Source organism: Neorhizobium sp. NPDC001467 (assembly GCF_050275975.1).
Lineage (GTDB): Bacteria > Pseudomonadota > Alphaproteobacteria > Rhizobiales > Rhizobiaceae > Neorhizobium.
Window position 1 is genome coordinate 451,797 of the sequence record NZ_JBNNPS010000002.1, and the last position, 17,380, is coordinate 469,176.

At 62.0% G+C, this 17,380-nt stretch carries 17 protein-coding genes; 2 read left to right on the forward strand and 15 right to left on the reverse strand.

The window, feature by feature from the left end; all coding sequences use genetic code 11:
• Positions 1 to 17: 17 nt before the first annotated feature.
• The 15 genes from pqqE to ACQKKX_RS06950 all read right to left on the reverse strand — a co-directional run bounded on the left by pqqE (position 18) and on the right by ACQKKX_RS06950 (position 14,970).
• On the reverse strand, positions 18 to 1,160 hold the full coding sequence (pqqE, locus tag ACQKKX_RS06880; protein WP_427569760.1) for a pyrroloquinoline quinone biosynthesis protein PqqE: 1,143 nt from the start codon (positions 1,158 to 1,160) through the stop codon (positions 18 to 20).
• Positions 1,157 to 1,456: a pyrroloquinoline quinone biosynthesis peptide chaperone PqqD gene (pqqD, locus tag ACQKKX_RS06885; RefSeq protein ID WP_427569762.1), complete on the reverse strand. Its 300-nt coding sequence runs from the start codon at positions 1,454 to 1,456 to the stop codon at positions 1,157 to 1,159. The genes pqqE and pqqD overlap by 4 nt, the downstream gene beginning before the upstream one ends.
• Positions 1,453 to 2,265 carry a pyrroloquinoline-quinone synthase PqqC gene (gene pqqC / locus ACQKKX_RS06890; RefSeq protein WP_427569764.1) on the reverse strand — a complete coding sequence of 271 codons (813 nt, stop codon included), beginning with the start codon at positions 2,263 to 2,265 and terminating at the stop codon, positions 1,453 to 1,455. The genes pqqD and pqqC overlap by 4 nt, the downstream gene beginning before the upstream one ends.
• The gene (pqqB, locus tag ACQKKX_RS06895) at positions 2,237 to 3,154 is read right to left on the reverse strand and encodes a pyrroloquinoline quinone biosynthesis protein PqqB (RefSeq protein ID WP_427569766.1); all 918 of its coding nucleotides are present in this window, start codon (positions 3,152 to 3,154) and stop codon (positions 2,237 to 2,239) included. Before pqqB ends, pqqC begins: the two co-directional genes overlap by 29 nt.
• A 17-nt stretch (positions 3,155 to 3,171) precedes the next feature.
• Positions 3,172 to 3,267 (reverse strand): pyrroloquinoline quinone precursor peptide PqqA, encoded by a 96-nt coding sequence (gene pqqA / locus ACQKKX_RS06900; RefSeq protein WP_427569768.1) that lies wholly within the window; start codon positions 3,265 to 3,267, stop codon positions 3,172 to 3,174.
• 206 nt (positions 3,268 to 3,473) lie between these two features.
• Complete coding sequence (locus tag ACQKKX_RS06905; RefSeq protein ID WP_427569770.1) at positions 3,474 to 5,840, reverse strand: PAS domain-containing protein; 2,367 nt, start codon at positions 5,838 to 5,840, stop codon at positions 3,474 to 3,476.
• Between the two features lie 30 nt (positions 5,841 to 5,870).
• The gene (locus tag ACQKKX_RS06910; protein WP_427569772.1) at positions 5,871 to 6,509 is read right to left on the reverse strand and encodes a chemotaxis protein CheX; all 639 of its coding nucleotides are present in this window, start codon (positions 6,507 to 6,509) and stop codon (positions 5,871 to 5,873) included.
• Positions 6,506 to 6,886 carry a response regulator gene (locus ACQKKX_RS06915; RefSeq protein ID WP_427569773.1) on the reverse strand — a complete coding sequence of 127 codons (381 nt, stop codon included), beginning with the start codon at positions 6,884 to 6,886 and terminating at the stop codon, positions 6,506 to 6,508. Before ACQKKX_RS06915 ends, ACQKKX_RS06910 begins: the two co-directional genes overlap by 4 nt.
• A gap of 92 nt (positions 6,887 to 6,978) precedes the next feature.
• The gene (locus ACQKKX_RS06920; protein ID WP_427569775.1) at positions 6,979 to 7,239 is read right to left on the reverse strand and encodes a hypothetical protein; all 261 of its coding nucleotides are present in this window, start codon (positions 7,237 to 7,239) and stop codon (positions 6,979 to 6,981) included.
• On the reverse strand, positions 7,236 to 9,197 hold the full coding sequence (locus tag ACQKKX_RS06925; protein ID WP_427569777.1) for a chemotaxis protein CheA: 1,962 nt from the start codon (positions 9,195 to 9,197) through the stop codon (positions 7,236 to 7,238). The genes ACQKKX_RS06920 and ACQKKX_RS06925 overlap by 4 nt, the downstream gene beginning before the upstream one ends.
• A complete protein-coding gene (locus tag ACQKKX_RS06930) occupies positions 9,197 to 10,060 on the reverse strand; it encodes a CheR family methyltransferase (protein WP_427569779.1) in 864 nt (287 codons plus the stop codon). Before ACQKKX_RS06930 ends, ACQKKX_RS06925 begins: the two co-directional genes overlap by 1 nt.
• On the reverse strand, positions 10,057 to 11,136 hold the full coding sequence (cheB, locus tag ACQKKX_RS06935) for a chemotaxis-specific protein-glutamate methyltransferase CheB (RefSeq protein ID WP_427569781.1): 1,080 nt from the start codon (positions 11,134 to 11,136) through the stop codon (positions 10,057 to 10,059). The genes ACQKKX_RS06930 and cheB overlap by 4 nt, the downstream gene beginning before the upstream one ends.
• Complete coding sequence (locus ACQKKX_RS06940; protein WP_427569783.1) at positions 11,133 to 12,563, reverse strand: chemotaxis protein CheW; 1,431 nt, start codon at positions 12,561 to 12,563, stop codon at positions 11,133 to 11,135. Before ACQKKX_RS06940 ends, cheB begins: the two co-directional genes overlap by 4 nt.
• Before the next feature lie 4 nt (positions 12,564 to 12,567).
• On the reverse strand, positions 12,568 to 14,499 hold the full coding sequence (locus tag ACQKKX_RS06945) for a methyl-accepting chemotaxis protein (protein ID WP_427569785.1): 1,932 nt from the start codon (positions 14,497 to 14,499) through the stop codon (positions 12,568 to 12,570).
• 96 nt (positions 14,500 to 14,595) lie between these two features.
• A complete protein-coding gene (locus ACQKKX_RS06950; protein ID WP_427569787.1) occupies positions 14,596 to 14,970 on the reverse strand; it encodes a response regulator in 375 nt (124 codons plus the stop codon).
• 213 nt (positions 14,971 to 15,183) lie between these two features.
• Here ACQKKX_RS06950 and ACQKKX_RS06955 point away from each other — a divergent pair, with 213 nt between their 5' ends.
• Positions 15,184 to 16,197: a homoserine dehydrogenase gene (locus ACQKKX_RS06955; protein WP_427569789.1), complete on the forward strand. Its 1,014-nt coding sequence runs from the start codon at positions 15,184 to 15,186 to the stop codon at positions 16,195 to 16,197.
• Positions 16,198 to 16,348: 151 nt separating this feature from the next.
• Positions 16,349 to 17,242, forward strand: a complete 894-nt coding sequence (locus tag ACQKKX_RS06960; protein ID WP_427569791.1) for an SDR family oxidoreductase — start codon at positions 16,349 to 16,351, stop codon at positions 17,240 to 17,242.
• Positions 17,243 to 17,380 lie beyond the last annotated feature (138 nt).

The window sequence follows — 17,380 nt, forward strand, 5'->3', positions numbered from 1 at the left end:
GGGCGGTGCGACCCTATCTAGCCGCGGTAAATGAACGGCGGGGGCTCGGCGCGGCTATCGGCTTCAGCCTGTTCCACCAGCGCCGACCGCATTGGCGAACGGATGCAAACCGGATCGGTCGCCGCGGCATGGCCGGCCAGCGCCATCGCCTGACAGCGGCAGCCGCCGAAATCGATCGCCTTGCGGTCACATGACCGACACAGCGGCGGCATCCAAGCATCGCCGCGGTAAGCGTTGAACGCGGCGCTGTCATACCAGATGTCGGCGAGCGGCATGTCGCGGATGGTTTCGAACGACAGCGAAGGAATGGTTTCTGCCGCATGACACGGCAGGACCTTGCCGGAGGGGGTAATATTAAGACCGGTGCGTCCCCAGCCGCCCATACAGGCTTTCGGATAGGTCGAGTGGTGATCGGCCGGCACGTAGTCGATGACGATGACGCCTGCCAGACGCTCGCGCGCCTCCTCTACAAAGGCATTGGTGCGCAGCACCTGTTCCCGTGTGGGCATCAGTGCCTCACGATTGCGCTCGGCCCAGCCATGGAACTGCACGGTGGCGATCTCGATGCGGCGGGCACCGAGCGTGACGGCAAGATCCAGCATGTCGCCAATCTGGTCCATATTCTGTTTGTGGCAGACGGCGTTGACGGTCAGCGGGATGCCAGCGTCATGGGTCCATTGAGCCACGGAGATCTTGCGATCATAGCCGCCGGCGTAACCACCAATCCTATCGGCAAGCGCCTGCGTTGTCCCCTGGATCGACAGTTGGAGATGATCGAGGCCCGCGTTGGAAAGCTCGGCGATGCGCTTTTGCGTCAGCCCGACCCCGGACGTGATCAGGTTGGTGTAAAGCCCCGCTTCGGCAGCGGCTGTCGTCAGTTCCACCAGATCGCGCCGTGCCGCAGGCTCTCCGCCGGACAGATGAAGATGCAGCACGCCAAGCCCGGCCGCCTGCTGGAACACGGAAATCCATTCTGCCGTGGAGAGTTCGTCACGCAGGCTATCAAGCGCCAGCGGGTTCGAACAATAGGGGCAAGCAAGGGGGCATCGATGCGTCAGTTCGGCAAGCATGGCGATCGGCGCCGGTATGCGGATACGGCCTTTGGTCCCGTTCCGGTCGGTCCATTCGCTCGTCCGCGGCGGGCTGACATGTTCGTTCATGATTTCAGCTCCAGCATCCTGCGCTTGGAAAACGCATCGACGAAAGCGATGATGTCGGTCAGAATCTGCGCCTTGGGCGCCTCAAAGGCGATGGAAAACTCCTCTGCGATGGTGTCCAGATCACGCGCGCCGTCGAGTGCCTTGACGATCATGACGGCAATGTCATCGAGCGCAAGCGCACGTTCGGGGGCAAGCAACAGCGTCTGGCCGCGAACAGTGTCTTCTTTCAGGCGCACGCCGCGGGCAAGCTTTGCTACAGTCTCGCCGGTCACGACTGGGGGCGGTGCATCCGTCATCTCACGGCTCCCGAGGCGGTCTGTTTTCGTGCCGGCTGTGCGAGATCGCCGATCACCCCTTCCTCCCCGTCCCAGCCGCCCGGCGGCAGCAGTGGGGGGGAAACATAGGCATGGTGGAGGGCATCGAGCTGAGCCCAAAGCACGTCGGTCTTGAAGGTCAAAGCCGCTGCGGCTGCGTCCTGTTTTTCCCTTGTGTCGGCATGGTCGAGCACATAGTTCAGGCCGAAGGCGACGTCGACCGGGGCCTCGTCGAGACGCTTGCGAAAATAGGACAGCGCGTCGTCATTGGCAAAGGCGTAATGTTCGATCAGACCGGCAATACGGTTTTTGTGGATCGCCGGCGCGAAAAGCTCCGTCAGCGAGGCCGCGACCGCATCCAGCATCGGCATGTCACGCACGAAACGCAGATAGGCGTCGCAGGCAAAGCGCGTTCCTGGCAGCACGCCACGGTTGGACGCCACGTAATCCGGGTCGAGCCCTACAGCTTCCGCCAGTTTCAGCCACCGGCGAATGCCGCCTCCTTCTTCCCGGCCTCCATCGTGATCCTCGATGCGCTTGCGCCAGGCGCGACGAATGGCAATATCCTCGCAGCGCGACATGAAGGCCGCGTCCTTCAGCGGTATGCGGCTTTGATAATAGAAGCGGTTGATGACCCAGGCGCGAACCTGCGTGATCGAACACCCGCCGCCATGCAGTATGGCGTGGAAGGGGTGCTTGTCGTGGTACCGCGCTTCTCCGATGGCGCGCAGACGCGCTTCGAATTCGGCTCTGTTCTGGGCGTCAGGCAAGGCCAATCTCCATTCCGTCATGACCGATCTCGAAACCGGCGGCAGTCACGGCCTTCCGTTCAGGACCATCGCGCCAGATCGGGTTGGTATTGTTGATATGCACATAGATCATTCGGCCGATTTCAAGCCCGGACAACGAGTGAAGGCTGCCAGGACCCTTTTCGTCACCCATGATCGGCATGTGGCCCATGCGCCGTCCGGTCTTGTGCCCCGTGCCGGCGCGGATCATTTCGTCATCGGCGAAGACCGTTCCGTCGAAAAACACGAGGTCGGCACCGTGCAAGCGTCCGCAAAGCCAGTCCGGCAGCGACGCACAGCCGGGGATGTAATAGGCGCGCCGGCCTCCGACCAGAAACTCGATCCCGATCGTCTGTTCGCCTTCAAGGCCAAGGTCGGGCGTGTCCCCTTCCAGAAACAGCGCAACCTTGCCCGGCACCGCAAAAATGCGTGCCTCCAGCCCCTCGAGCGGAAAGAACGTCTCGTCCAGGCGGATGGCGTGCCGTCGAACGATCGCCGGGTCGAGAACTCCGAAGATGGGGTTGGCATCTATCACACCGCCGATCGTCGCCGTGCAGAAAAGGTCGAAGCCCTGTTTCTCGCGCAGTGTCAGAAGCCCGCCAATGTGATCGACATCGGCATTGGTGACGACTACGCTTCGGATCGGGCTATGCCTGAGGCCTTTCGGATGCAGATGCGGCGTCTGCTGGATCTGCTGGCGTATGTCGGGAGAGGCGTTGAAAATCGCCCAGGTCTCACCATCGAGACTGACGGCCAGCGAGGACTGGGTCTGCAGCAGGAGCCCGGACGAGGTGTCGCGGGCGGCGGCACAATTGGCGCAGTTGCAGTTCCATTGCGGCAATCCGCCACCCGCGGCAGAACCGAGCACGAGAAACCGAAGTCCGGTCGTCACTCCCGTGCCCTGCACGATCAGAACAGAACCGGCTCGGCGCCGTCGGCGGGCGCATAACGGTTGATTTCCATTCCGCAGCTGACTTCAACAAATTTGGGTGTAGTCCATTTCATGTGACAACTCCTGTCGTTGTTGTTCGGCGTCTATGGCCGCCTTTCACAACTAGGCCACGACAATCGCGGTTTAAACCCGGCCTCACGAAGACGTTATACCGCCTCCGATCCGCAATCTTGGCGGGAGCGAACGCTGTGACAGTCCAACTTACCATCGCAGGCCGCTCAAAAGATCACTTAGAACGGATGACGTGCAGGATCCGGCCTTAGGCTTCCGTCGTCAGCATCTGGCGGATTTTCCGTGCCAGTTCATCGATAGCGAAAGGCTTGGTAATCATGTCCATTTCCGGGCCAAGGAATTCGGCGCGCGAAGCCGCCATTGCCGCATAGCCCGTGACGAACAGAACTTTCAGTTCGGGCCGTGCGGAAATCGCGATCTCCGCGATCTGCCGCCCATTCATGCCGGGCAGACCCACATCCGAGATCAAAAGATCCAGCCGCCCGGCCCCTTCGAGCACTGGGATCGCCTCATTGCCGTCAACGGCCTCAATAACGCGGTAGCCGAGATCCTTGAGCACGTCCACGACCAGCATGCGTACGGATTCATCGTCTTCGACCACCAGCACGGTTTCGCCATCGCCACGCGGCGGAACGGCTTCGGCTTCCGCTGCCAGTTTTCGGGCGGCGACGCCGTCGAGACTTCCGGGCAGATAGAGCTTGATTGTCGTGCCGAGACCGACCTCGCTGTAGATGCGCACATATCCCCCGGACTGCTGCGCGAAACCGTAGATCATCGAAAGGCCGAGTCCAGTTCCCTGGCCGATCGGCTTGGTGGTGAAGAACGGATCAAACGCCTTGTCGATCGTGGACTGGGACATGCCGATGCCGGTGTCGCTGACGGCGATCACCACATAATTGCCGGGCACAAGCGTTTCGCCACGCACCAGATCGCTTTCGCCGAAAACGACATTGGTCGTTTCGATCGTCAACTTGCCGCCCGCGGCCATTGCGTCACGCGCATTGATGACGAGGTTCAAAATGGCGCTTTCAAGCTGGTTGGCGTCGGTGACGGCCTTCCAAGTCTCCGGCGCCATCGCCGTCACCAGTTCGACCTGTTCGCCCAGCGTGCGACGGAACAGCTCTTCCATCGACGACACGAGTTCGATCACATTGACCGGCTGGAAATCCAGCGACTGGCGTCGCGAGAATGCCAGCAATCGATGCGTCAGGGCCGCCGCCCTCTGCGCGGAGGAACTGGCGGCATCGATGAACTTGTCGAGTTCGTCCAGCCTTTTTGCGGCAATGCGGCGCTTGATGACCGACAGCGCGCCGATCACTCCGGTCAGCATATTGTTGAAATCGTGGGCGATGCCGCCCGTCAACTGTCCGACCGCTTCCATCTTCTGCGCCTGGCGCAGCTGTGCTTCGGTTTCGTGCAGCGTCGCCTGCTGCTCCCGCTCCAGCGTCACATCGCGACCATAGGCATAGACGCGGTCGCCTTCCTGCGTCGTTCTCCAGGAAATCACCCGGGGATCACCGCCTTTGTCCGCCAGCCGGATTTCGAGGTCGCTATGAATGTCTTCCACGGCCCGGCGCAGCGTGCCGCGAATATTCTGCTGGTCTTCGGGCCAGATGAATTCGAGCACGTTGTGGCCGATGACCTCGTCCGGCGCATGCCCGAGGATTTCCATCCACGACGGACTGACATCGCGAAAGACGCCATCGGCGCCAATGACGACGAAAATATCGCGGGAGTTCTTCCAGACGCGATCGCGTTCGCGCACGCTTTCGCGGGCGATTTCGGACAGCGCCTGATTGGCACTGCGCAGCTCTTCCTGGGTGCGGCGCGCTTCGGTCACGTCAAAGACAACGCCGACATAGCGGCGCCCGCTGGATTCGGTATCGTCGACATATTCGCCACGGCGTGCCAGCCACCGTTCTTCGCCGTCATCGGCACGGCGCACGCGAAACTCCGTGCTCGCCGCGTCCTGCAAGCCATCTGGAAGGCTCAGGTCGATCATCGCGGCATCGTCGGGATGGATCAGGTCATTCAGTGTGCGCACCGGCAGAAGCTTGGTCGGATGCAGGCCGAACAGGCGGCAGAACTGTTCCGAAACGCGCATCGTGCCGTAGCCGATCGTATGCTCGAACGTGCCGATCCCACCGGCCAGCTGAGCGATGCGCAACTGCTCGGTCGCCCGCTTCTGCTCGGTAATATCCACCAGCACGCCCACGAAACGGATCGGCTGGTCGTTTTCGTCAAGCACGGCGCGGCCGTTTGCATGCACCCAGCGATAGCCGCCATCATGGCGCCGCAATCGGTATTCCTTGGAAAAAACCTCCGATCCGGCGAGAATACCGGCCACGGCGATCTTCACCTTTATCAGGTCATCCGGGTGGATGGAGGTAAAGAAATGATCGGTTGAAACCCCTTGGGACAGAGCGAGCGCGTCCTGCTGGGTGATGGCCGCAAAGCGGGCGTCGGCGAACAGGCGGCGCTCGGCTATATGCCAGTCCCAGCCGCATGTCGCCCCTGCAGCATCCAGCGCCAGTTGCAAGCGTCGTTGTGCCTGATCCAGCGCGGTATTCACGTGAGCAAGGGCGTCGCCGTTGCTGTCCAGCCGATCATTCATGAGCAAGGCCCGAGCACATCGATTTCACGGTCAATTGGATTCCGCCATTACCCGATCGATGAAATCGGCGATGAGTTGTTTGAGTTTTTCCAGCGAGGGAAGATCCATGATCATGGCAATATAACCACGGATATCATGTTCGCGCACAGAGAAGTTGATGTAGAGAAACAGGACGAAACTGTCCTCCGCATCATTCTCCGGAGCATCGAACAATAAGGCGCTGTTTCCGCGACGCACATCCGGCAGCGACATCTTCAACGTGTGCTGCAGCATGTTGGCCATTGAGCCCAGGCAACCGTTCAGGATGACATTGCCGGTCTCGGCCAAGGCCTCGGTTTCCATCTCGATCAATTCGGCTTCCGGCATCTCCTCGCCGAGTATGGCGCGCACCAGCGACAAGCCGTTGCTTTCGGGAAAGATCAGGAGGGCCCGCCCGGAAAAGGGGCCGGCGAACTGTTGCTGTACGGCGATCAGCCCCTCGCTTTCGCGCTGACCGATCAGCGATGCCGCGGACTTGCGTGTCACCACCTCGACGGCGGGAACCGAGAGCACAACCTGTTTGTTGACCATCTTCCGCAGGCTGGCCGCCGCACGACTGACGCCGATATTCACGAGTTCGGTCAATGCATCACGTTCGAGTTCATCGAGGGCAAGATCGGTACTGCTCATGAACCTGCCTTTTTCAATCGCAACGCCGCGCCGGAAACGAAGCCGCTCATGGATTCAACGGTCACCGGCTTGGCGACGAACGTGGCGTTGAGGGCACGAACCTGAGCGATAACCTCATCCTGCACATTGGCCGTGATGATGGCGATGGGCATGTGAGGATGGCTGGCGCGCAATTCGGCAGCCAGTTCCAGCCCGTCCTTGTCCGGCATGTTGAAATCAAGGACTGCCATGTCGACAGACTGCTCGGCGACGATCGCCAAGGCTTCCTGCGCACTCGACGCCTCGACCCGGTGCCAATCGGGCTGCAGCGCCGCAATTGCCTTGCCGGCCACGATACGCGCCAATTTGCTGTCATCCACGACCAGAACTGTCGTCATTTCCATACTCCGCCGCACCACTTCGGCCGTTTTGCCAGGCGCTTATCGTTACATTTATTTGCGCGATCAAGCATGCGCAAGTTTGTGTCCGGTCACGAACCTTCCGACTGCGTAAAATATACGTTCAAACCAGGCAGGACTTGCTGCGCGATGAAGGAGGATGTGGGCGCGCCGGTTATCTTCGGGCGAAACACCATCAGCGCCTGCCAGAGTGCCGTATGAACAGTCGTCGCCTCACTGATCTCGACCGGCAGGTCCGGCTGCTCCTGCAGATGCGAGATAAGGGTCTCGACTTCCTCTACGCCGCACGGCCCGGCCAGGACGATGGCCCTGTTGGTCAAGTTCACCGTCATGCGATCAGTTCCTCGATATTGAGGACGAGCAGAACCTTTCCGTCGCCCAGAAGGGTCGTCCCCGCCACGCCCATGACGCCCTGAAGCAGGCCCGCCATGGGGCGCGTCAATGTCTCCGCGCGCTCAGTGATCGTATCAACAACAACGCCGATCCGTTCTCCGCCATGCCGCAGGATCAGCACCTTGAGATCGCCTGCGGAGGGAGGCGATTTCCGTTGTGGATGCTTGAGCATGTCCGATAGATCGACCAGCGGAATCGTGCTGTTGCGCAGGACGAAAGCGCGGCCGGCGCGCACTGGTTGAACGTCCTTGAGCGGCAGTCTGCAGGTTTCGAGAATCTCGCTCATCGGTATGCCGTAGCGTTCACCGCCAACTTCGACGACCATCAGTTCGGCCATCGAAAAGCTGATCGGCAGCCGCAGCACGAACCGCGTCCCGGAACCGGTGACGCTGCTCAGGCCGACGCTCCCTCCAAGCCGTTCAATGGCGGTGCGAACGACATCGAGCCCGACGCCCCGCCCGGAAAGATCAGATACCGCGGCAGCAGTGGAAAAGCCCGGCGTGAAGACAAGTTGCAGGACGGCCTCCGCCGGCAGCGACGACAGCTGCTCCGGGGAGATCAGGCCGCGCGCCACCGCCGTCCGGGCCACCCGGTCGGGATCCATGCCGCGTCCGTCGTCTTCCACTTCGATTTCGATGCGCTCGCCGCGCTGGCGCGTCCGTAGACCGATCCGTCCACGCGCCGGTTTTCTAGCCGCAACGCGCTCCGCCTCGGTCTCGACGCCGTGGTCGAGGGCATTGCGGATGATATGCAGCAGCGGTTCGAAAAGGCTTTCGACGATTTCGCGGTCCGCCTCGACGCCTTCGCCTTCGATCACCAGATCCACGCCCTTGCCAAGCCGCGCAGAGGTTTCGCGCACCAGGCGCGGGAAGCGGCGGAAGGTCGCCTCGAGCGGGATCATCCGCGCCCGCGTCACTGCGCCATGGAGCGAAGCGACCAGCCTTTCGATTTCGTGGTGGTTCGAGGCGATGCGGCGGGCCAGCATTTCCTCACCCCTGCTTCGGGCCTCTTCCACGAGCGGGGCCAGGGTATTTTTTGCCGTCACCAATTCGCTGGCGATCTCGACCAAAGCATCGATGCGGGCGGTTTCCACCCGCATCACGGGCGAAAGCCGTTCCGCGCCATGGGCCGGGTCGGCGACTGCTGTTTCCGTGGCGTCATCGCCGGTGGCGATCAGGCTGACTTGATCCGGAATCATCCGGAAAATGGCTTCGATATCGGAAAACGCATCGGCCGCTGCGGCTTCGATCACGAGGTTGCAGCGGAACGGGTCGTATTGCGATTGTGCATCTGCCGGTTCACGAAGCCGAAAGGCCATATGTCGAATGTCCGCCAGTCGCGCCATGGTCGCGAACGGGTCGTCGCCGTTGAAGAAGCATTCCGGATGCGGCTCGTAGTGAATGAGCGTCAGCCGGCCGCTGATACCGGCGCTACGGATATCGGCATCCAGCGACGCCGCCCATGACGGCATCTCCGTAGGCACGGGCACAAGCGTAGGGACGGTCGCTGCGGGCGCGGCGATGCCCGGCGCCAGAATGCCGATCAGGCGCACCGCCTGCTGGCGGTGTATGTCGGACAGGCCGGCATTTCCCTCTATGCCGCCCAGGCTGTCGTCGACCCAGTCGATGACCGCCATCAGCGGATCGATCAGCGCCGCGTCGACGGCAATCTCACCCGACCGTGCCCGCGACAGCAGGTCTTCGGCGCGGTGCAGCACGTCCAGCATCGGCCCGAGATCGAAAAGGCCGACCGAGCCCTTCAACGTGTGAACCGCCCTGAACGCGCTTTCCAGCCGTTCGCGATCGCCGGGTTGGTTTTCCAGCATCAGCAGGTCTTCCGAAGCCTGCTGAACAAGCTCTCTGGCCTCGATGACGAACTGTTCGATCAATTCATTCATCATTTGCCTCCCGCTTCCTGGTAGACAATCGCATCGGGGAAGCGGACCGTCTGAAACCCGGTCGAAATGCGAGACATCGACTCCGCATGCCCGAGGCACAGGTAACCGCCGGGATTGAGAAGTTCGTGCAGGTTGCGTGCGGCGACTTCCCGGGCGGCCTCATCGAAATAGATCAGGACGTTTCGGCAGAAGATGACATCGAATCGCCCGAGCGGCGCAAGCGACTGTCGATCGATGATATTGCCGCGGACGAAATTGACGGATTCGCGAATATCGGAAATCAGGCGGCGGCGGTTGCCCGCTTCCGGTTCGAAATAGGCCTGCACCACCTCTGCCGGCAGTTTCGATAGCGAGCGCGAACCGTAATAGCCCTCGACCGCTTGTTTCAGGATGGCGGTGTCGATGTCCGACCCGACAATTTCGATATTGTAGGCATCCACCAGCGCCCAGTTTTCGAGAAGCCACAGGGCGATGGAATAGGGTTCCTCGCCGCTGGAACAGGGCATCGACCAGATGCGGATACGGTCGCCAGGGGCTTTGCTGCGAATGATATCCGGAAGGATGGAGTTCGAAAGGCAGGCGAGTTGATGCTGCTCGCGATAGAAATAGGTCTCGTTGACCGTAAAACTGTTTATGAGCAACTCGGATTCGTCAGGATCGGCGCGCAGTCTTGCGATATAGTCGGGGACTGAGCTTGCACCGCTCTGATCGATGAGATCGATCACCCGCCGCTCGATGTAATAGCGCTTGCTCTCGCCGAAGACCATACCGCTGCGCTGGTAGATGATTGCGCTGATCTCCTTGAGCGCAGCCGCCGACAAGGGGACGTCAATCGGACGCGAGGCGAGGGGCGGAATGGTCATATGCCAACCCGCTGCACAAGCGATGACGCAATCTGATCGACACGCCGGACCTCGGATGCGCCATTGAGGCGGACGAGTTCCCCGGGCATGCCCCATACGACCGCCGTTTCCTGTGACTCCGCGATCGTGTGGCCGCCGGCGGCATGCAGCTTTGTCATCGGGCCGGCCCCGTCATTGCCCATGCCGGTCAGCAGTACGCCCACCAAGTCCTGCGCCGGCACATGGTCCATCGCGGAAGCGACGAGCCGGTCGACGCTGGGGTGCCAGCGATATTTGCCATCGACCGGCGCTGCCATCGCAACCAGACTGCCGTCGCGCGAGGAAATGACGATGTCGGCATCTCCTTTGGCGATGTAGACATGCCCGGCGTCAAGCGGTGTCAGCCGCGTCACCTCGGTCACTGGGAGCGCGCATATCTTTCCAAGCCGCTGCGCAAGAGCGCCCGTGAACGACGCCGGCATGTGCTGCGCGACGACGATCGGGAGACGAAAGCTGGCCGGCAGGTGTGGCAGGATGGCGTCGAGCGCCGTCGGCCCACCCGTCGAGGTGCCGATCAGCACGAGCCCCGCCTTGGCCGGACCGGCTGCCGCAGCGATATGCCGTGCTGGTGCCTTCGAGAGGTGAGGTCGAGATACTGCCCCGCCGAGGCGCACCCGATCAGCAAGCCTGAGGCTGCGTCTCACCTTCACGCTGGCTGCCATTCTGACCTTTTCGACAAGGACGGGCGCAAGTTCATCGATACCGAGCGAGATAGCCCCGGCCGGCTTGGTGGCGAAATCGACGGCACCGATTTCCAATGCCTTCAGCGTCTCGCGTGCCCCGTCCTCCGTCAGGGAAGATAGCATGACGACGGGGCAGGGGTGCTCGAGCATGATCCGGTCAAGGCATTCCAGCCCGTCCATCCTCGGCATTTGCACATCCAGCGTCACCACATCGGGGCGAAACTCAGCAATGGTTTGCAACGCCTCGACGCCGTCGCGCGCAAATGCGATCTCGAAGTCGGCTTCAGCGCCGAAAATCTGCCCAAGCAGTTTTCGCATAAGCGCGGAATCATCGACGACAAGCAATCTGATCACGGGCCGACTGCCGCTGCTTTGTCCTGCGCGATCGACGCCACGACATCACGCTCGGCTTTGCTGAGCAGCGCTTTCGGATCGATCAGCAGCAGCATTTTCCCGTCCGCATCGACATGGGCGACACGATCGAACACGTCGGTATCGTCCGACGCGAATTCCGGCGCCGCGCAGAGCGCCTTTGCATCTATCGACACGACCTGCGAGACCTCGTCCACCACAAACCCGGCCTGCAGCGCACCAAGTGTGAGAATGATGGCGCGCGGCGCGACAAGGTCCTTCGCCTGCAGCGCATCGAAACGCAGACGCTGGTCGATCAGCGGCACGACGCGACCGCGCAGGTCGATGACGCCGGTGATGAAATCCGGCCCGCCGGGCAGGCTCGTCACCTCCCGCGGCACCCTGATGACCTCATCCAGGGCGGCAATCGGCAAGCCGTAACGTTCGTCACCGAGCCGGAACACAAGAAACTGTTCGACCGCCTGGGTGGTCTCCCTCATGTCCTCCATTTCCTTCGCCCCATCGTCTCGATCGACCGCTTCGTTCACCGCTGCATAACTCCAGAGCTTGTCTGGCGACAGGATGGCCATGATCGCGCCCCGGTCGCCGGTGCGCCCGATCGCCTCGATCTGGGCGGGCCCGCGGCCGCGTTGCAGCACCGATGGAACAGCGTCGAGCGCATCAGCCGGCAGGCGGCAGAGCGTCTCGACTGTATCAACGACGAGACCGACCCGCGTATTCTCTTGAGCGATGACCAGAAACGGCGTGCCCGCGGACAATATGCCTCCGCCCTCAAGGCCGAGCAAAACAGCAAGCGATACCAGCGGTATCGAACGACCGCGCAGGTTGGCGAGCCCCAGCATGCCATCGTCGGCATTCGCGACCACTGTCATGTCGCCTGGTAATGGGGCCACCTCGATGACGGCTTCCAGCGGCAAGCCGTACAACTGACCGGCAATGCGGAAAGAAAGGAAGACTCTTGCCGGCTTCGCGTCTGCGACTTCCGCCTCATCCTCGATCACGCGGTTGCGCGCCGGGGACGCGCGCTTCGAAACCTGGAAGGCCGCATCCAGTCGCTCAGCAAGTTCCATCGTTGAGAAGGCCGGGAACTGGGCCGGCCCCGAAAGGCGCAGCACGTCATCAACGAGAAGCCCGACCGGCCCCTTATGATCATAGACGATGATCTTGCCATCAACGGACCATGGCTTGCCGTCGCCATTGATGACCCGCGTCATCGACACCACAGGAAGCGGTCGCCCGCGTAGATTGGCGATCCCGGCAAGGATAGACGGGCCGCCCGGCACGCGGGTAAGATGGGGAGCGCGGATCAGTTCGACAACATGATCCGCATTGATCTCACGGCATTCGTCGCCGATACGAAACGACAACCATCGTTGATCTGCTTCCGTCTGCAGGAGGGACCGGGGCATGACCTCAGGTTCCGGCAAGCTGGAGTTCATCCGCGAGCGAGGCAATTTCCTCAACGGCCGCGGCCAGGTCCTCGGCACCGCGGGACTGCTGCCGGGCAGCGGTCGCCGCCTGCTGTGAGGCCGCACTCGCCTGCTGTGCGACGGCGGCGATCTGCTGCGTGCCGATCTGTACCTGCCGTGCCGCCACCAGTATCGCCTCCGCGGCCTCGGCTATGGTAACGCTGCCCTGTGCCATGGCATCGACGTCCTGCTCAGCAGTCGCCAGCCGCTCGGTCATCAACCGATTCCTGGCCGCCTCTGCCTCACAGGCCGTCACGATCATCTCCAGTTCCCGCTGGACGGTGGCGATCTGCAACTGGATCAGGCGTATGATATCCTTGACTCCGTCGATATTTTCCGAGGCATCCTGGGCAAGCTTACGGATATCGGCGGCAACCACCGCAAAGCCACGGCCGGATTCGCCTGCACGTGCGGCCTCGACGGAACCGCTAACGGCGAGCATGCTGGTCTGGACGGCCACAAGCACGATCCGGTCGACGGTCCGCGCGATGCGGAAGCCGATCTCGCCAAGCGCCTCGAGATCCGCCAATGCGGCACGGGTCTCTTCAACGGCCTCAAGCGTACCGGATGCAACGTTTTCAAGCCCGGCACGGTTTCGCCGCAGCTGCGCCCGGATAGCCTCGGTTTCCGAGCGGGTCCGTTCGGCACTTTTCTGTGTCAAGGCGGCGCTGGTTTCGATCTGCAGCATTGCCGCATTGGCCTGCTGTGTCGCGGCCGCCTGTGCCTCCGCGCCCCTGCTGATCTGCTCGACCGCGATGAGGATCTCGCCAGCGGCTCCGGAGAGCTCCTGAACGGTGGAGGACAGGTCTTCTGCCGCAAAACTCACCTCGTCCGCACGCGTGGCGCGGCCCGCATCGTGCAGAAGATTGTCGGCAAGCACCGCCAACCCTTGCGACGCCCGGCGGCTTTCTTCCAGCGCTGCGCTTTGCTGCTGTACGGCCCGTTGCGCCTCTCCTGCGGCGGCCGACTGTTGTTCTGCGGCCGCGGCCACCGTTTCGGCACCCTTTTGCGCCTCCCGCGTCGCGACCTCGGCCTCGACGGCCGCAATCAGGATCGTCTGGCTGTTTTGCGACAGCGCCGCGAGACCTGTTCGGATGGCCGCGAGTTCTTCGGTCACAAGGCGCCCGTTCGCCGTCTGCTGCTGGGCCTTGGACGCCGCAAGCCTGATCCGTTCCGCGATCCGCATGACGCCGGTCTTGATCGTCTGGGCATGCTGGCCGACGTCGCGGGAACTGCGCTCCGCGATCTCCGCCAGCGCGCGCACCTCATCGGCGACGACGGCGAAACCGCGACCGTGATCGCCCGCCCTTGCAGCCTCGATGGCCGCGTTCAAGGCGAGAAGATTGGTGCGATCCGCGATATCGGCAACGGCCATCGTCGTGTCGCCGATGCTCTCGGCCTGGCTCTGCAGACGATCGATAACGGTGACGGAATCGATCTGACGCGTGGCATTGGCGTTGATCGACAGGATGGAAGCGTCGATCTGCGCCGCAAGGTCCAGAACAGAGGATTGAAGCAATTCCGTGCGGCGCCGCGCGGCCTCGGCTTCGTTGCGCGCATCGGCAAAGCGTGCGGCCAGATGCGTGGTCGCAGACAGGGATTCGTGGGCGGCGCCCGCCGCTTCTTCCGCGCCGGACGCGATCTGCTCCAGCGCTCTTTGCAGTTCTTCGGCGGCGGATGCTGCCTCACCAACGCCGGTCGCCAACTGTTCGGTTGCAGCCCCGATGCGTTCGGCGGCCTTTTGCTGGCGAACGCGTGAGCCCTGCTGCGAGCGGCGCCCGTGCGATGCGTTGTCCGTGACGGGCGGGGTCTGGGCAGCCCCGGCTTCCTCCCGGTTTGCCTTGGCTCCCAGTTGCGACGTCTTTACGAGTGCCATCGATTATCCATGGAATGAAAGCTTGCGCGGCAGCGCCGCGCCAGAGGCCAAAAGAATGGATTTTTATGACGCAAAGGCCAGATCAAAGCAATCGCCCTACGCGCGCTGGCGAACAAGGCCACACATATGGTTTACGACCGCGTCGATCTGGTAGGGTTTGGGAAAAAACGGAACCGATGCGGGAAGCGCGTTCCTCGCGACCTTAAGATAAGCGGAGGTGAGCGCGACGCTGATATGGGGCCACGAATCGACGACATGTCGTGCAAGCGCCAGCCCATTCATCGCACCCGGCATGTCGACATCGCTGAAGACGGCATCGATGTCAGGATTGGCGTCGATGATCGCCAATGCCTGTTGCGCGTCGGCCGCTTGCAGCACGTCAAATCCGGCATCCAGGAAGGCATCGGCCAAGCTGAAACGAATGAGGGCTTCGTCCTCTACGATCAGCAAGCGAAGAGCGGTCACAGTCATTCGGCGATCCAAATGGATGAAGGTAGCCTAGAATGCCGATCACGGATTTTGGTTCCAACCTTGGCTTGCCGAAAAACGCGATGACCGCCATCGATCTGCGAGGCCGGAGAAAGTCGTCATAAAATGGCGCACGGGTGCTATGAAACGTGCGCTAAGCCAGGACGGTTTCGTGCGGTCACAATCGAACGCATGTGCGGAAAGCGGGGGGACGAGATGAGGATAGTAAGAATTGCGATTGCGGGGTTTGGTGGCGTCGGGAAGGCGACGGCGCACCTGCTGCTGTCGCGGCGGCCGCGTTACTGCCATGTCTATGGCGCCGATGTCCGGCTGGTTGCCGTGTGCGGATCGCGATCCGGGAACAGAAGCGATGAGGGACTGGAAGAGGACGCGTTTTCGAACCTCGAGGACGGCCTGTCCGGACCCGACTTCATCGCCCAGAGCAACGCCGAAATACTGATCGAAGCGGGACCGAGCGATTTCCGGACCGGCGGCCCCGGTCTTGCCTATCTGCGGTCGGCTCTGTCGGCAGGGTGCGATACGATCGTCATTTCGAAGGGTGCGCTGGTTCACAGCGGTCGGAAATTGCGCGCGCTCGCCGAAGGGTCCGGCTCCATCCTGAAGCTCAGCGGTGCGGCGGCCGCGGCCCTGCCGACGATCGATCTGGTCGAGCAAAGCCTCAAAGGATGCGAGGTGCTCGAAGTCGAGGGCATTTTGAATGCCACGACAAATTATCTGCTTGACGCCATGGTGACGCGCGGCATCGGTTTCGAGACCGCCTTGCGGGAGGCGCAGGACGGAGGCTTTGCGGAAGCCGACCCGCGCAACGATACCGAAGGCTGGGATACCGCCTGCAAGCTGTTGATCCTTGCCAATTTCGGTCTCGGTGCAGATTTGGCGATGAATGACCTGGCCGTCGAAGGAATCCAGACGGTGACCAGCGAGCGCATTGCAGCCTTTCGCGAACAGGGTCTCGTTCCCAAGCTTATCGGCCATTTTTCAAGAAGTGAAAAGGGCATCGTCGCCGGTGTCGGCATCAGGTCCTATCCGCTTTCCCACCCGTTCGCGCAGGTCCGCGGCAAGGACAAGGCCATTCGGATCGTGACTGACGCAATGGGCGAAACGCTTGCCATGGGATCCGGCACGGAGCCTCTGGCGACCGCAGCCGCGGCGCTCAAGGATCTTGAACATATTCTGGCGGCGCGGAGCGCCTTGAGTGGTTTTCGATAGGCGTGAAGTGACCATTCTTTGCGGCTCGTCCGATCGTTTGGATCGACCGGCCGAAACCAACTTTCGTTGTGATCGTCTGGGAACCGCGTCCGGTCCACTTCATTTCAGCCAGGGCGAGAAACACGCATGCTGATAAAAAAAGGAGACCCAGATGACGGATCGATTGACGATGCAGGATCCACGCCACCAGTACCCGAAGCCACCATTTCGCGAGCAGCCTCAACCCGTCCCGGGACTTGCCGCAAAAATGGATCCGAAACCGGATCACGGCGAGACCAGTTACAGGGGCGCGGGGAAGCTGACCGGCCGTCGCGCGCTGATTACCGGCGGCGACAGCGGCATTGGTCGCGCGACTGCAATTGCCTATGCCCGTGAAGGCGCCGACGTGGCGATCGCCTATCTCGACAGCGAAGAAAGCGACGCCAGCGAAGTCATCGCCCTGATCGAGGCGGAGGGCCGAAAGGCCGTGGCTTTGCCGGGCGATATTACCGACGAGGCGTGGAGCCGAGAACTGGTGCGCAAGGCCGTCGAGGCGCTGGGCGGGCTGGACATTCTCGTCATCAATGCCGGCCGCCAGCAGCATCGCGAGGATATTTCCAAAGTCAGCTCGCAGGACTTCGACAAGACCCTGAAGACGAACCTCTATGCCATGCACTGGATCGCCCAGGCGGCTGTCGAACACATGCCGGCCGGCGCGGCCATCATCACCACGGCCTCTATCCAAGCCTATGATCCGTCGCCGATCCTTCTCGATTACGCCACGACCAAGGCCGGCATTGTCGCCTATACCAAGGCACTTGCCGCCCAACTGATGGAGAAGGGCATTCGCGCCAATGTGGTAGCGCCGGGTCCGTTCTGGACGGTTCTGCAGTCCACCGGTGGTCAGCCTCAGGAGAAGGTGACGACGTTTGGTGAGCAAACCCTCTTCGGCCGCCCCGGCCAGCCTGTCGAAATCGCGCCTCTCTATGTGCTTCTGGCGAGCCAGGAAGGCAGCTATCTGACCGGCGAGGTTTTTGGCGCGACCGGTGGCGATGGCGTTGCCTGATGTTGGGGCGGCCTTTCATGGGCCGCCTTCTTTCCATGTCGGCGGTCAGCGATACCGCCGCTTGCCTGCAAACCGTCGTGGCGGGCCTCGTCGTCTCCTGGCGGTCTAGCGGCCGATGGCATTCCAGACCGGCAAACG

Bases quoted from the DNA above. Each gene is read 5' to 3' on its own strand.
- ACQKKX_RS06930 (WP_427569779.1), bottom strand. From the start codon at position 10,060: ATGACCATTCCGCCCCTCGCCTCGCGTCCGATTGACGTCCCCTTGTCG.
- ACQKKX_RS06905 (WP_427569770.1), bottom strand. From the start codon at position 5,840: ATGAATGATCGGCTGGACAGCAACGGCGACGCCCTTGCTCACGTGAAT.
- ACQKKX_RS06925 (WP_427569777.1), bottom strand. From the start codon at position 9,197: ATGAATGAATTGATCGAACAGTTCGTCATCGAGGCCAGAGAGCTTGTT.
- ACQKKX_RS06945 (WP_427569785.1), bottom strand. From the start codon at position 14,499: ATGGCACTCGTAAAGACGTCGCAACTGGGAGCCAAGGCAAACCGGGAG.
- pqqA (WP_427569768.1), bottom strand. From the start codon at position 3,267: ATGAAATGGACTACACCCAAATTTGTTGAAGTCAGCTGCGGAATGGAA.
- ACQKKX_RS06910 (WP_427569772.1), bottom strand. From the start codon at position 6,509: ATGAGCAGTACCGATCTTGCCCTCGATGAACTCGAACGTGATGCATTG.
- ACQKKX_RS06920 (WP_427569775.1), bottom strand. From the start codon at position 7,239: ATGACGGTGAACTTGACCAACAGGGCCATCGTCCTGGCCGGGCCGTGC.
- ACQKKX_RS06960 (WP_427569791.1), top strand. From the start codon at position 16,349: ATGACGGATCGATTGACGATGCAGGATCCACGCCACCAGTACCCGAAG.
- ACQKKX_RS06940 (WP_427569783.1), bottom strand. From the start codon at position 12,563: ATGCCCCGGTCCCTCCTGCAGACGGAAGCAGATCAACGATGGTTGTCG.
- ACQKKX_RS06950 (WP_427569787.1), bottom strand. From the start codon at position 14,970: ATGACTGTGACCGCTCTTCGCTTGCTGATCGTAGAGGACGAAGCCCTC.
- pqqD (WP_427569762.1), bottom strand. From the start codon at position 1,456: ATGACGGATGCACCGCCCCCAGTCGTGACCGGCGAGACTGTAGCAAAG.
- pqqC (WP_427569764.1), bottom strand. From the start codon at position 2,265: ATGACGGAATGGAGATTGGCCTTGCCTGACGCCCAGAACAGAGCCGAA.
- pqqE (WP_427569760.1), bottom strand. From the start codon at position 1,160: ATGAACGAACATGTCAGCCCGCCGCGGACGAGCGAATGGACCGACCGG.
- ACQKKX_RS06915 (WP_427569773.1), bottom strand. From the start codon at position 6,886: ATGACGACAGTTCTGGTCGTGGATGACAGCAAATTGGCGCGTATCGTG.
- ACQKKX_RS06955 (WP_427569789.1), top strand. From the start codon at position 15,184: ATGAGGATAGTAAGAATTGCGATTGCGGGGTTTGGTGGCGTCGGGAAG.